The sequence below is a fragment of the Bittarella massiliensis (ex Durand et al. 2017) genome, from assembly GCF_017566145.1.
Lineage (GTDB): Bacteria > Bacillota > Clostridia > Oscillospirales > Ruminococcaceae > Bittarella > Bittarella massiliensis_A.
In genome coordinates this window covers 40,987-54,235 of sequence record NZ_JABFCL010000003.1, presented here as the reverse complement: position 1 = coordinate 54,235, position 13,249 = coordinate 40,987, and the positions used below count along the sequence as shown (strand labels likewise).

The window sequence follows — 13,249 nt, the reverse complement described above, 5'->3', positions numbered from 1 at the left end:
AAAAGGAGGGACCTCCCTTGCGAAACCTGCTGAAAAACCGTCTCTTTTACCTGGCCATCCTCATCCTTCTCGTGGGGGGGCTCTTTTCAGTCTCCCTGTTTAAAACCCAAATCGTCAAAGGGGCGGAGTACGCCGAGCTCAACCGCTCCACCTCGGTCTACACCAACACCACCGAGGCGGCCAGGGGGGAGATCGTCGACCGCAACGGCGTGGCTCTGGCCCGCAACCGCATGTGCTTTAACGTGCAGTTTAACCGCCTCTACCTGCCCGCCGACCAGCTCAACGCCACCATCCTCGCCATGATCGAGATTTTGGAGCAAAACGGCGACAGCTGGAACGACACCCTCCCCATCACCCTCTCCGAGCCCTTCGATTTTGCCCCCTACCAGGTGCCCGACGGGGAGGATGAGCCCTCCGAGGAGAAGGTGGAGGCCACCATCGCCAAGGTCAAGCGGCAGAACAACCTCAACGTCTACGCCACCGCCGAGAACGTGATGGACAAACTCATCGACACCTACGACCTGCAGGACTACGACCGGGCCACCGCCCGCAAGATCGCCGGGGTGCGCTACGAGATGGTGGAGCGGGGCTACTCCAACGGCACCCCCTACACCTTTGCCGAGGACGTGTCCATGACCACCGTCACCATGGTGCAGGAGAAAAATGTCACCTACCCCGGGGTGGACATCGTCGAGGACACGGTGCGGGAGTATCCCAACGGCACCCTGGCCCCCCACCTGCTGGGCTACATCGGCCCCATCTCCGCCGAGGAGTACACCGAGCTCTCCCAGCAGGGGTACAAACTCAACGCCACCGTGGGCAAGGACGGGATCGAAAAGCTCTATGAGTCCTATCTCAAGGGCACCCCGGGCAAGACCCAGGTCTCCCGGGACAAACAGGGCAACATCCTCTCGGTGGAGGAGGTGCAGCAGCCGGTGGCCGGGAACACCGTCCGCCTCACCATCGACGCCCGGCTGCAGGCCACCGTGCAGGAGCTGCTGGACGCCAAGATCAAGGAGATCGCCTCTACCAAGGGGGTGGACAAGGGCAAAGACGCCAACGCCGGCACTGCCGTGGTCATTGACACCCGCACCGGCGAGATTTTGGCGGCTGTCAACTCCCCCACCTACGATGTGAACACCTTTCAGAAAAACTACACCGAACTGCTGGAGGACAGCCGCCGCCCCCTCTACAACCGGGCTTTTAAGGGGACCTACACCCCCGGATCGGTCTTCAAGCCCGCAGTGGCCCTGGCGGGCCTTAGCGAGGGGACCATCACCCCCTCCTCCACCGTCTACTGCGGCCATGTCTACACCTATTACAGCGACTACCGGCCCAAGTGTCTGGGCACCCATGGAAACATCAGCCTGACGAGGGCGCTGCAGGTCTCCTGCAACATCTATTTTTACGATGTGGCCCGCCGGGTGGGGATCGAGCCCATCGGCAAGATCGCCAACCAGCTGGGCCTGGGGGTCAAAACCGGGGTCGAACTGCCCGAGTCCTCTGGCCAGATTTCCAGCCCCGACGTCAAGTCCCAGCTCAACCCCACCGAGAAGTGGGGCCCGGGCGATGTGATCCAGGCCGGTATCGGCCAGGGCTACACCACCGTCACCCCGCTGCAGCTGGCCAACTACGCCGCCACCATCGCCAACCACGGCACCCACTACACCCCCCACGTGGTCAAAAGCATTGAGAAGCACGGCAGCGGCGAAACGGTCTACGAGACCCCCGTTCAGTCCACCCAGGTGGACGTTTCGGAGGAGGACTTTGCCGCCGTTGAAGCCGGGATGGTGGCCGTGGCAAAGGTGGGCAGCGGCCGTTCCGGCTTTGCCAACTACACCTACACGGTGGGCGCCAAAACCGGTACCCCCCAGGTGCCCGGCGGCAGCCCCAATGCCGTGTTCATCTGCTTTGGACCGGTGGGCGACCCCGAGATCGCCGTCTGCATCATCATCGAGCACGGCGGCGACAGCGTCTATCTGCCCACCCTGGCGCGGGACATTATGAACGCCTACTTCTTCCCCCCAGAAGAAGAAACCCCCAGTGACAGCGGGCAGGAGGACACCCCCGCCGCCGGCACCCAGCAGCCCCAGGGCTGATGAGGCCCTCGCCGGCAGTCTCCTTTCCCCGAGGGCGTACAGAAAAATTTGACGGAACCAATTTCTCTATGTTACAATGCGAATAGAGCTTTTTTTGAAAAAATTGGGCAAAAACTATAATTTTAGGGCAAAAAGGACAGGGAAGCGATGGGAGAACTGATGCTGGTCACCTCCGGCAAGGGCGGGGTGGGGAAATCCACCGTCTCGTTTTACACCGGGCTGGCCCTCGCCCTGCGGGGGCGAAAGGTCCTCATCATCGAGCTGGACACCGGGCTGCGCTCTCTGGACGTGATCGCCGGCATCTCCGAGCAGACGGTCTACCACCTGGGGGATGTGACGGCCGGCCGGGTCAAGCCCAGTGAGGCCATCGTCTCCTCCTCCCTCTGCAAAAACCTGCAACTTCTCTGCGCCCCCTTCTCCCCGGAGGACCGCATCGAGCCCCACCGGTTGGCTTGGCTCTGCCAGGGACTGGATCGCTTTTACGACTACACCTTTTTGGACGCGCCCGCGGGGGTCGGCTACGGCTTTAAAGTGGGCTGTACCGCCGCCCGCTCGGCCCTGATTGTCGCCACTCCCGACCCCGTTGCCGCGCGGGACGGGGGGGTGGTCTGCGACTTGCTGGCAGAAGCCGGCATCTCTCGCCGCCGTCTCATCCTCAACCGGGTGGACGCCAAGGCCGTGGCGCGGGGCCCCATCCCCGACCTGGACGAGGTCATTGACACCGTGGGAGCACGGCTGCTGGGCGTGTTGCCCGAGAGCACCGCCCTGCACCTGGCCGCCGTGTCTGGCCGCGCCCTGCCGGAGGGGACGGCCGCCACCGCCTTTTCAAACATCGCCAGGCGGTTGGAGGGGGAGCAGGTTCCCCTGGCAGTACAGTAGAGAATAATTAGACGGGAGGGTCTACTTTGAACATAGCGCTCATCGCCAACGACTCCAAAAAAGAACTGATGGTTCAGTTCTGTATCGCCTACTGCGGAATTTTGAGCCGCCACAACATCTGCGCCACCGGCACCACCGGCCGCCTGGTGGCAGAGGCCACCGGCCTGCCCATTCAGAAATACCTGGCTGGGGCCCAGGGGGGCCAGCAGCAGATTGCGGCGCTGGTCGCCTCCAACGAGATCGACCTGGTGCTGTTCTTCCGCGACTCCATCACCCAGCGCAAGAACAGGGAGGGGGACGACAACCTCTTCCGGCTCTGCGACGTGCACAACATCCCGGTGGCCACCAATATGGCCACCGCCGAGGTGCTGATTCACGGCCTGGACCGGGGCGACCTGGATTGGCGCAACATCGTCAACCCCAAATAGGCTTTTCCCCGCCTAGAAAACGCTTTTTTTGCTCCGGGGCCTTGTGCTTTTACAGGGTTTGGATTATACTGAAAACCGACAGAAAAATGGCTGTGAACAGGAGCAGTAGGCGCGATCACGCCCGCCGAGAGAGTCCCTCCACCGGCTGCAAGGGGGACCGGGTCACCGCGCTGAACGACGTCCTGGGAGCCGGCCCCCCACAATCGCCTGCGGCGAAAGGGCGGCCCGCCTGACCCCCGTTACCGGGTCTCGAGTGGGAGAGGGCGCGCAGCGCTCCCTCCAACAAGGGTGGCACCGCGAGTACGAACCTCGTCCCTTTGGGGATGGGGTTCTTTTTGTTTTTGCCCGCCCCTTCAAAACCGCCCGTGAGAAAGGAAGGAAACCAACATGGCAAAACTGATCACCACCGCCCCCCGCGGCACCCAGGACGTGCTGCCGCAGGAGAGTTACAAGTGGCACTTCATCGAGGGCAAGCTGATGGACCTGGCCCGCCGCTACGGCTTCTCGGAAGTGCGCACCCCCACCTTTGAGCACACCGGCCTCTTTGACCGGGGGGTGGGCGACACCACCGACATCGTCCAAAAGGAGATGTACACCTTTCAAGATAAGGGGGGGCGCTCCATCACCCTGCGGCCGGAGGGGACCGCCGGGGTGGCCCGCTGCGTTTTGGAATACGGCTTGCTCAACAACCCCCTGCCTCTGAAGTTGAGCTATCTCATCAGCTGTTTTCGCTATGAAAAGCCCCAGGCGGGTCGCTTTCGCGAGTTTCGCCAGTTCGGGGCCGAGGTGTTCGGCAGCCAGGACCCGGCGGTGGACGCCGAGGTGATCGCCCTGGTGGCCGACATCTTTGCCACCCTGGGCATCGCCGACATCGCCCTGGAGCTCAACTCCATCGGCTGTCCCAACTGCCGGCCCGCCTATCACGAAAAGCTGCGGGCCTATTTCACCCAGCACATCGACTCCCTCTGCCCCACCTGCAGAGAGCGGCTGGAGAAAAACCCCCTGCGCATCCTCGACTGCAAAAACGACAGCTGCAAAGAGGTGGCCAAGGGCGCGCCCCTGGGGATCGACAACCTCTGCGGCGAGTGCGCCGACCACTTCGCCTCCCTCAAGGAGCGGCTGACGGCCATGGGCATCCCCTTCACCGTCAATCCCCAGATCGTCCGCGGACTGGACTACTACACCAAGACGGTTTTTGAGTTTGTCTCCACCTCCATCGGCGCCCAGGGCACCGTCTGTGGCGGCGGCCGTTACGACGGCCTGCTGGAGACCCTGGGCGGCCCCTCCACCCCGGCCATCGGCTTTGCCGTGGGGCTGCAGCGGCTGCTGGCGGTGATGGAGCAGGACGGCGCCCCCCTGGGCGAGCCCCCCGCCTGCGACGTCTTCCTGGCCTCCATCGGCCAGAGCGCCTCGGTGGAGGCGCAGAAACTGGCCCTGCAGCTGCGCCGGGCCGGGCTGCACGCCGAGAGCGACGTGCAGGGCCGCAGCCTGAAGGCGCAGATGAAGTACGCCGACAAGCTGGGCGCCCGCTACACGGTGGTGTTGGGGGATGACGAGGTCAAGACCGGGCAGATCAAACTGAAGCGGATGGGCGACGGCCAGGTGGAGGAGACCACCCTGGAAGCCCTGCCCGCCCTGCTGTGCAACAAATAGGAGGAATTGCTGATGGAGACCATTCACGGCTTTAAGAGAACCAGTTACTGCGGCGACGTCACCGCCGCCCAGATCGGCCAGCAGGCGAGGGTCTGCGGCTGGGTGCAGAAACAGCGGGACCTGGGCAACCTGATCTTTATCGACCTGCGCGACCGCACCGGCATTGTCCAGCTGGCCTTTGACGACGGCACCGACCGGGATGTTTTTGAAAAGGCCTTCACCGCCCGGGCGGAATTTGTGCTGGCAGTCACCGGCACCGTGCGGGAGCGGGAGAGCAAAAACCCCGACCTGAAAAACGGCGACATCGAAATTTATGTCACCGAACTGCGGGTGCTGGCCAAGGCCAAGACCCCGCCTTTTGAGATCAACGACGCCATCAACGTCAAGGACGAGGTGCGGCTTCGCTACCGCTACCTGGACCTGCGCCGCCCCGAGGTGATGGCCCCCCTGCTGGCCCGCCACAAAATCGTCAAGGCCGCGCGGGACTACTTTGACCGCAACGACTTTTTGGAGATCGAGACCCCCATGCTCATCAAGTCCACCCCCGAGGGGGCACGGGACTACCTGGTGCCCAGCCGGGTGCACCCCGGCGCCTTTTACGCCCTGCCCCAGTCGCCCCAGATGTACAAACAGCTGCTGATGCTCTCTGGCTTTGACCGCTACATGCAGGTGGTCAAGTGCTTCCGGGACGAGGACCTGCGGGCCGACCGGCAGCCCGAGTTCACCCAGATCGACCTGGAGATGTCTTTCGTCGAGGAGGACGACGTCATGTCGGTCAACGAGGGCTTTATGAAGTACGTCTTCAAAGAGATTCTGGGCCGGGACATCCAGACCCCCTTCCTGCGGATGCCCTACCGCGAGGCCATGGAGCGCTTTGGCAGCGACAAGCCCGACACCCGCTTTGGCATGGAGCTGTGCGACCTGGGCGGGGCGCTGAAAAACTCCACCTTCAAAGTCTTTTCCGGCGCGCTGGAGGCCGGGGGCCGGGTGATGGCCATCAACGCCAAGGGCCTCTACGGCGAGCTGAGCCGCAAGCAGATCGACAAGCTGACCGACTTTGTCAAGACCTATCGGGCCAAAGGCCTCGCCTTCACCCGGCTGGGGGAGGACGGCGCCGCCAGTTCCAGCTTTGAGAAATTCCTCACCGAAGAGGAGGTGGCGGCTGTCCGCCAGGCGGCTGATCTGCAGCCCGGGGACGTGCTGCTGGTGGTGGCCGACCCGAGCGAGGAGACGGTTCAGACCGCCCTGGGCGCCCTGCGCTGTGAGCTGGCCGAAAAACACGGTCTCATCGACCCCGAGCGCTTTGACTTCCTCTGGGTCACCGATTTCCCCCTCTTCGAGTACAGCGAGGAAGAGGACCGCTACGTGGCCAAACACCACCCCTTCACCGCCCCCGCCCTGGAGGATGTGGACAAAATCGAGAGCGATCCCGCCCACGCCCGGGCCCGCGCCTACGACATGGTGCTCAACGGCTGCGAGGTGGGCGGCGGCTCCATCCGCATCTCCGACCCCGCGCTACAGGACCGGATGTTTGCGGCCCTGGGCTTTACCGAGGAGGAGGCCCACCGCCGCTTTGGGTTCCTCATCGACGCCTTCTCCTACGGCGTTCCCCCCCACGGCGGCATGGCCTACGGCCTCGACCGGCTGGTGATGCTGATGCTGGGCAAGTCCTCCATCCGCGACGTCATCGCCTTCCCCAAGGTGCAAAACGCCAGCGAGCTGATGAGCGGCGCTCCCGACGCGGTGGACCCCAGCCAGTTGGAGGAACTCTCCATCGCCCTGGTACAGCCCGAATAACCCCCCCTTGTCAACCAAAAAAGAGTGCCCGCATGGGCACTCTTTTTTCTTTTCTTTCAATCGGCACGGGGCGAATCGGCATAGGGGGAAACACCCCCCTGCTTTTTGGCGTTTTTGACCCGGTACATCTCCTCGTCCAGCAGCTGCAGAAACTCGCCAACGCCCAACGCCCCCCGTTCACAGCAGAGGGAGCCGGTGCTGAAGGAGAGCTGTCCGCCTCCGCCGGACTGGCTGTTGAGGGCGGTTCGGGCCTGTTCCAGCCGGCGAAGCAATCCGGTCGCCCGCTTTTCCCCGTCCCGCCAGATCACGACAAACTCGTCGCCCCCGTATCGGGTGGCAACCATCCCCTTGCGCTCACTGCGGCGGATGACCTCGGCCATCTGCATCAACATCTGATCGCCGCACAGGTGCCCGCAGGTGTCGTTGATGACCTTGAGATTGTCCAGGTCGATCATCACCCCGCAGACCTTGCCTGAGCCGGGGCCGGCAAACCAGCGGTCTAGGTATTCGTTCAGCAGCCGCCGGTTGCCCAGGCCGGTGAGAGCGTCGGTGTAGATCAGGCTGCCCTGGAATACCTGGTAGAGCATGAGGGTGGAGAGGGCGTAGCTGCAGATGAGGGAGACGCTCCGAAAGGCGATCTGCACCAGTTCTGCACAGAGGGGGAGGACGGGGAAGAGGAGGAAGGGGAGCAGAGTCTTCCGCTTGACCCAGTTGCGATTTCTGTAAAGGAGCAGCATCACTGCGGCGATGGAGAGGTAGTTGAAGAGGGTAAACGCCCACATCGCCCCGTAGCCGATAGCGATGGTGCCCTCCCCTGAAATGGAGAACATCCACCCGCAAAAGCAGTTGATCAAGACGATGGCTCCGTCCGCGGCAAAGAGGGCGGTGTAGAGGGCGGCGCGGCGGCCCACCGCCCCGGGGAAGAGGGTGTACAGCACAAAGCGCGCCCAGGTCCAGACAATGGCGGCGTTGACCACAAAGTAGGCCGTCTTGGCCGCGGCGATGGCGGCACGCGCCCAGGGGCGGCCATAAAGGGCCAGGTAGGCGACGTCCAGGGCCAAAAAGGCCAGCACCAGCAGGATGATCTGAAAGTAGGCGCGGTTTGCCCTGCCGCTCCTCTCCCGCCCCCGCAGGCCAAACAGCAATATGAAGAGATTGGCCATGGACAGAACGTCCAGGGCAATGCTGCAGTCAATTCGCACCGGTCGCCCCCCTCTCCGGACTTGGCCGGGTGAACGCCCGGAAAGCCTTTTGTTTTACCATTATACTGCCGCTGTCCACTGCCGCGCAACCCACCCCGCCGCAGGGATATTGTAAAAAAGGTTCGCCTCCCCCCTTGACCTTCCCCCTACGTCATAGGGTATGCTAAAGCCAGACCGGTCAAGACAGAACAGCGACAAGGAGGCAGATTCAAGGTGGAGATGGCGGATGAAACCCTGTGGACAGTGGCCCAAGTGGCCCGCCAAGCGGGCATTACGGCCCGCGCCCTGCACCACTACGATCGCATCGGCCTGCTGCGCCCCAGCCAAAAGACCGAGGCGGGCTATCGGCTCTACGGGCAGGCCGAGCGGGAGCGGCTGCAGGAGATTCTCCTTTTGCGGGAACTGGACTTTCCTCTCGGCGAGATCGCCGCCATTTTGGACCACCCCGCCTACGACCGGAAAAGGGCCATGCGCCGCCAGCGGGAACTGCTGCTGCTCAAGCGGCAGCGGCTGGACGGACTGATCGCCCTGCTGGACCGGGCGGTGGCAGGGGATGCCTCCCCCACTTTGGAGGAATTTTCAATGGATAAGATCAATCGGGCCAAAGAGGCCTATCGCGAGGAGGCCCGCGCCCGCTGGGGCGACACCGACGCCTACCGGGAGAGCCAGCGGCGCACCGCCGCCTACACCCCCGACGACTGGGCCGCCCTCACAGCGGAGATGGAGGAGATTTTCGCCGCCTTCTCCCGCCTGATGGCGGAGGGTGCGGCCCCCGACAGCCCGGAGGCCGCCGCCGCAGTGCAGCGCTGGCAGGACTTCATCACCGCCCACTACTACCCCTGTACCGACGAGATACTGGCCGGCTTGGGGGAGATGTACGCCGCCGACCCCCGCTTTGCCGAGAGCATGGACAGAGCCGGCACCGGCACCGCCGCCTTTGTGGCCTGGTGCATTGCCGCCAAAAGCCGGTAGTTTCCGGGGATCTCTGAGAGGAGAGGGCGCTTCGCCGCTGTGCGAAGCGCCCTCTCTTTTTCTGCTTACAGGTCCGATCGCCGGAGGAGGTCGGCCATCTGCCGCAGCAGGGCCGCCTTCTCCCGCGCCCGCTGCAGTTCGGCGTCGCTGCAGCGCAGCCAGTCAAAGGCCTTGATCTCCTGAATGGTCCGCTCCAGCCGCTGCTTTTGCGCCGCCAGCTCCTCCAGGGAGAAGGGAAGGGAGGACGCTGTCTCGTCCCCCTCCGTCACGGCGGTAAGGCGGTAGACCCCCGGCCGCACCAGTTCGATCTCCCCCCGTTCCTTCATCTGGTGCAGCACTGAACGCAGAGCCGCGCTGTCCGACGGCACGGGAAAGCCCCGCCGGGCCAACTCGTCCCTGACTTCGGCGTTCTCGTGCGCCTGGCCGTCGGCGTACACCTGGCGGGCAGCCCGCCGAATTTCACCTGCCATCGACATGAATATCCCCCTCCCGCAAAAGGGTGTGGGTCAGCTGCTCCTGACTCACCCCGGCAAAGGCCGCCACCCTTTCCACCGTCGAGTGCAGCGGCTCAAAAGCCAGCCCCTGCTCATAGCGGTAAACCTGTTGGCGGGAGAGCCCCACCTTTTCCCCCAGCTGCTCCTGCGACAGGTGCAGCGCCGCGCGGACCACCGCCAGATTTTTGCCAAAATACCCCGGCTGTCGCACCGTCTTCTTCTCTGCCACCCGGCTTCCCTCCCTCTATCCGTTTGCCCTATTATAACGCCCTCCCCCCTCTCCGTATACGACGCCCGTTTTACATTTTCTACGAATTTCGCTTTTTTTCGTTCTTTTTTTGCGCGGCCACCGGATGAGATCAAAAGAGCCGGGCGAAATCGCCCGGCTGTGACACCGCTATTTGACGAACATGGTCTTGAGCAGCTCCACCGCCTCGTCGGCCGTGTAGCCGCCGGGGGTGCGGTGAAAGTTGGAGACCGCCTCAAAGCGGCTGCGGCAGCCCTCCGCCTCCTGCGCCGTCATGGCGCAGCCGGTGCGGCAAAGCCGCTGTAAGAGCCGGCAGACCGCCCGCTCGTCCGGCTCGCCCAGGGCCTTTAAAAAGGGGCGGAACAGCTCCCGCGAACAACTCTTGGCCCGCTGGATAAAGGCCGGCAGGAAGGCCCCCGACGCCGTTCCGTGGGGGATGCCGTAACGCTCGGTCAACAGATAGCCCAGCCGGTGGGGGAAACAGGTGCCGCAGCGGTTGAGGGAGAAACCGGCGCAGAGGCAGCCCTCGCTGATCTGGTCGCGCAGCTGGGGCTGGATCTCCACCGCCGCGCCCCTGGCGCTGTCCTCCCAGGCGTCGGCCAGCCGGCAGAGCCCTTCGTAGAGCAGCTCGATCCCCCGCAGGGCGAACATCCGGCTCACCCCGTCGGCGTTCTGGGCAAAATAGCTCTCCACCCCGTGACAAAAGGCGTCCACCGCCGTGGCGACGGTCTGCCGGTAGGGGAGGGAGTAGGTGTACTTGGGGTCGATGAGGGCCAGGCGGGGGAAGGTGTCCTTCCGCCCGACGCTCTGCTTGCGGCCGATCTCGTCGATGGTCAGCACCGCCGTCTGGTCCAGCTCACTGGAGGTGCCGGCAGTGGTGGGGACGCAGACCACCGGCAGAGCGGGGGCCTGCCACTCCCTGTCGTAGAGTGCGCTTTCATCCAGCTGGGGGTTGGCGGCAAAGACCGCCGCCGCCTTGGCCGCATCCATGGCCGAGCCGCCCCCGATCCCCACCACAAAGTCGGCGCCAAAGGCCCGGGCCGCCTCTCCCGCCCGCTTGCAGGTGGAGACGAGGGGATTTTCCCCCACCCGGGAGAATACCTCCCACTCCACCCGGTGCATCTTCAGGGCAGTGCACACGTCCTCCAGAGCGCCGCTCTTGGCTGCCCCGCTCCTGCCAGTGACCAACAGCGCCCTTCCTCCCAGCGACGCCAATTGCTGGGAGTGCAGCAGCACGCACCCGCTCTCAAAATACACCTGGACCGGCATGTAAAAATTCACCGAACGCATCACAGCAGATTCCTCCCCTTGCCGCACCGACCGCCCACGGGCGGCGACACGGCCATTTTGCACCCGTTATCCCGCAAAGCAAAACCGGAATGCCGAGCAGGGGCGACTGCGGTTTGTCCACCTGCCCGGCAGCCATCGGTACAACAGCCGCCTCGCGGCCATTATACCACACCCCTTTGCGCAGGAGGGGGAATTTTGGGAAAGATCAAATTTTCCCCTTTCTTTTTTTGAAAAGCCCCCGTCCCTGTGGTATCATAATAACAGTTTGTTTTTGAAAAGGGGAACCGCTTTTGGAACTGTCGATCCTGCACTTGATCCAGCGCTTTGCCACCCCGCTGCTGGACAACGTCTTCCTCGCCATCACCGTTTTGGGGGAACCGGTGGCCATTCTGCTGCCCATCCTGGTCATCTACTACTGCTACAACAAGAAGATGGGGCTCTTCCTGGCCTTTTCCAGCCTCACCTCCCAGGGGGTGAACACCGGGATCAAGGCCCTGGTGGGCAGGGCCCGCCCCATCGGCCAACCGGGGGTGCGCAGCCTGCGCACCCAGACTGCCGGCGGCTCCTCCATGCCCAGCGGGCACACCCAAGGGGCGGTCACCCTGCTCTACTCCATCTACAAATTCATCAAGCAGAAGTCCATGCTGGCGGTGGCAGTGGTGATCGGGGTGGCGGTGGCCCTCTCCCGGCTCTACCTGGGGCTGCACTGGCCCACCGACGTGGTGGCCGGCTTCCTGCTGGCAGTGCTGGTGTCCGAGGTCTGCTACCGGCTCTTCATCACCACCAAGCGCCCCTGGCTCCTCTTCGCGGCGGCGGCCGCAGCCCTCTTTTTGCTGGCCTGGCCCACCAAGGGGAGCGCCGCCTTTTACAAGCTCGCCGGCGCCTTTGTTGGCCTGGCTGCCGGCGCCTGGTTTGAGGACGCGGCCGTCCGCTTCACCTGCGAAACTTCTCTGCTCAAAAAGCTGGCGCGGGTGCTGTTGGGGCTCCTGCTCCTCTGGCTGCTGGACTGGGGGCTCTCCCTGGTCTTCCCCCAGACGGCGGTGGGAGGCGCCCTGCGCTACGGCACGATGGTCTTTGCCGCCGTCGGCTTCATCCCCCTGCTCTTCAAAAAGCTGTCTCTTTAGACTGCCAAAACAATTGATCGGAAAGGACAATCACCATGGGAATTCAAATCATCGGCACCGGAAAATACCTGCCCGACCGGGTCGTCACCAACGACGACCTGGCGCAGATCGTGGACACCAGCGACGAGTGGATCACCACCCGCACCGGCATCAAGACCCGCCGGGTCGAGACCGAAAAGGCCACCTGGCAGATGGCGGCCTGCGCCGCCAAAGAGGCGCTAGAGGACGCCGGCGTCGCGCCCGCCGAGATCGACCTGGTGGTCTGCTCCACCGTCACCGGCGACTACCTCACCCCCTCTACCGCCTGCCTGGTGGCAGGGGAGCTGGGGCTTGAGAGCCCCTTCTGCCTGGACGTCAACTCCGCCTGCGCTGGATTTGTGGCTGCCGTCGACCTGGCCCAGCACTACCTGACCGGCGGCCAATACCGCTGTGCGCTGGTGGTCTCCAGCGAGATGCTTACCAAACTGACCGACTTTTCCGACCGCGGCACCTGCGTCCTCTTCGGCGACGGGGCCGGAGCAGCGGTCCTGCGCGCCGCCGATGGCCTCTACGAGAGTTTTGCCGGGTCGGACCCCAGCGGCGGCCGCCACCTCTTTGCCCGAGGAGTCGCCCCTGCCAGCCCCTTCCGCCCACAGCCCTTTGACCCCCTGTCCGACGGCTGGAGCCCCTCGGCGGGCCACGCCCTGTACATGAACGGACGGGAGGTCTACAAGTTCTCCACCCGCGTTCTCCCCCTCTGCGTCAAAACCGTCTGCGAGAAGGCGGGGCTGCCGCTGGAACAGCTGGACTGGGTCTTCCCCCATCAGGCCAACCGGCGCATCCTCGAGACAGCGGCCCAGAATTTGGGGCTGCCCTTTGACCGCTTCTATCTGAACATCGACCGCTACGGCAACATGTCCAGCGCCTGCATCCCCATCTGTCTGGCCGAGGCCAGCCGGGAAGGGCTCCTCAAGCGGGGGGACAAAATCTGCCTGGTGGGCTTTGGCGGGGGCCTGGTTTACGCCGGCTGCCTGTTGGAGTGGTAGCTCCTCCTCTCCTGCGCAAAAAGGGCGCTGGACCAAATG

At 64.0% G+C, this 13,249-nt stretch carries 12 protein-coding genes; 8 read left to right on the top strand and 4 right to left on the bottom strand.

What is annotated here, in order from left to right; genetic code table 11:
- Positions 1 to 17 precede the first annotated feature (17 nt).
- The 5 genes from HJY11_RS04585 to aspS all read left to right on the top strand — a co-directional run bounded on the left by HJY11_RS04585 (position 18) and on the right by aspS (position 6,856).
- Positions 18 to 2,099, top strand: a complete 2,082-nt coding sequence (locus HJY11_RS04585) for a penicillin-binding transpeptidase domain-containing protein (protein WP_208074822.1) — start codon at positions 18 to 20, stop codon at positions 2,097 to 2,099.
- A gap of 147 nt (positions 2,100 to 2,246) precedes the next feature.
- Entirely contained in the window at positions 2,247 to 2,978 is a 732-nt protein-coding gene (locus HJY11_RS04580) for a P-loop NTPase (protein WP_208074821.1), read from the top strand.
- Positions 2,979 to 3,004: 26 nt separating this feature from the next.
- Positions 3,005 to 3,406 carry a methylglyoxal synthase gene (locus HJY11_RS04575; RefSeq protein WP_185915391.1) on the top strand — a complete coding sequence of 134 codons (402 nt, stop codon included), beginning with the start codon at positions 3,005 to 3,007 and terminating at the stop codon, positions 3,404 to 3,406.
- 396 nt (positions 3,407 to 3,802) lie between these two features.
- Entirely contained in the window at positions 3,803 to 5,059 is a 1,257-nt protein-coding gene (gene hisS, locus HJY11_RS04570) for a histidine--tRNA ligase (protein WP_208075101.1), read from the top strand.
- 12 nt (positions 5,060 to 5,071) lie between these two features.
- Positions 5,072 to 6,856: an aspartate--tRNA ligase gene (gene aspS / locus HJY11_RS04565; protein ID WP_243764199.1), complete on the top strand. Its 1,785-nt coding sequence runs from the start codon at positions 5,072 to 5,074 to the stop codon at positions 6,854 to 6,856.
- Between the two features lie 56 nt (positions 6,857 to 6,912).
- On the opposite strand, the gene HJY11_RS15635 is transcribed toward aspS, so the two are convergent.
- Positions 6,913 to 8,058, bottom strand: coding sequence for a GGDEF domain-containing protein (locus HJY11_RS15635; RefSeq protein WP_208074820.1), 1,146 nt, complete (start codon positions 8,056 to 8,058; stop codon positions 6,913 to 6,915).
- A gap of 219 nt (positions 8,059 to 8,277) precedes the next feature.
- On the opposite strand from HJY11_RS15635, the gene HJY11_RS04555 reads away from it, so the two are divergent.
- Entirely contained in the window at positions 8,278 to 9,030 is a 753-nt protein-coding gene (locus HJY11_RS04555) for a MerR family transcriptional regulator (protein ID WP_243764226.1), read from the top strand.
- Between the two features lie 65 nt (positions 9,031 to 9,095).
- On the opposite strand, the gene HJY11_RS04550 is transcribed toward HJY11_RS04555, so the two are convergent.
- The 3 genes from HJY11_RS04550 to HJY11_RS04540 all read right to left on the bottom strand — a co-directional run bounded on the left by HJY11_RS04550 (position 9,096) and on the right by HJY11_RS04540 (position 11,061).
- Positions 9,096 to 9,506, bottom strand: a complete 411-nt coding sequence (locus HJY11_RS04550) for a hypothetical protein (protein ID WP_208074818.1) — start codon at positions 9,504 to 9,506, stop codon at positions 9,096 to 9,098.
- Positions 9,490 to 9,753 carry a helix-turn-helix transcriptional regulator gene (locus HJY11_RS04545; protein WP_208074817.1) on the bottom strand — a complete coding sequence of 88 codons (264 nt, stop codon included), beginning with the start codon at positions 9,751 to 9,753 and terminating at the stop codon, positions 9,490 to 9,492. Before HJY11_RS04545 ends, HJY11_RS04550 begins: the two co-directional genes overlap by 17 nt.
- A gap of 168 nt (positions 9,754 to 9,921) precedes the next feature.
- The gene (locus tag HJY11_RS04540) at positions 9,922 to 11,061 is read right to left on the bottom strand and encodes an iron-containing alcohol dehydrogenase (RefSeq protein WP_243764224.1); all 1,140 of its coding nucleotides are present in this window, start codon (positions 11,059 to 11,061) and stop codon (positions 9,922 to 9,924) included.
- 290 nt (positions 11,062 to 11,351) lie between these two features.
- Here HJY11_RS04540 and HJY11_RS04535 point away from each other — a divergent pair, with 290 nt between their 5' ends.
- Positions 11,352 to 12,185 carry a phosphatase PAP2 family protein gene (locus HJY11_RS04535; protein WP_208074815.1) on the top strand — a complete coding sequence of 278 codons (834 nt, stop codon included), beginning with the start codon at positions 11,352 to 11,354 and terminating at the stop codon, positions 12,183 to 12,185.
- 35 nt (positions 12,186 to 12,220) lie between these two features.
- Positions 12,221 to 13,210, top strand: coding sequence for a 3-oxoacyl-ACP synthase III family protein (locus tag HJY11_RS04530; protein WP_208074814.1), 990 nt, complete (start codon positions 12,221 to 12,223; stop codon positions 13,208 to 13,210).
- Positions 13,211 to 13,249 lie beyond the last annotated feature (39 nt).

Coding starts and splice junctions, on each gene's coding strand:
- HJY11_RS04580 (WP_208074821.1), top strand. CDS start 2,247: ATGGGAGAACTGATGCTGGTCACCTCCGGCAAGGGCGGGGTGGGGAAA.
- aspS (WP_243764199.1), top strand. CDS start 5,072: ATGGAGACCATTCACGGCTTTAAGAGAACCAGTTACTGCGGCGACGTC.
- HJY11_RS04555 (WP_243764226.1), top strand. CDS start 8,278: ATGGCGGATGAAACCCTGTGGACAGTGGCCCAAGTGGCCCGCCAAGCG.
- HJY11_RS04550 (WP_208074818.1), bottom strand. CDS start 9,506: ATGTCGATGGCAGGTGAAATTCGGCGGGCTGCCCGCCAGGTGTACGCC.
- HJY11_RS04540 (WP_243764224.1), bottom strand. CDS start 11,061: ATGCGTTCGGTGAATTTTTACATGCCGGTCCAGGTGTATTTTGAGAGC.
- HJY11_RS04530 (WP_208074814.1), top strand. CDS start 12,221: ATGGGAATTCAAATCATCGGCACCGGAAAATACCTGCCCGACCGGGTC.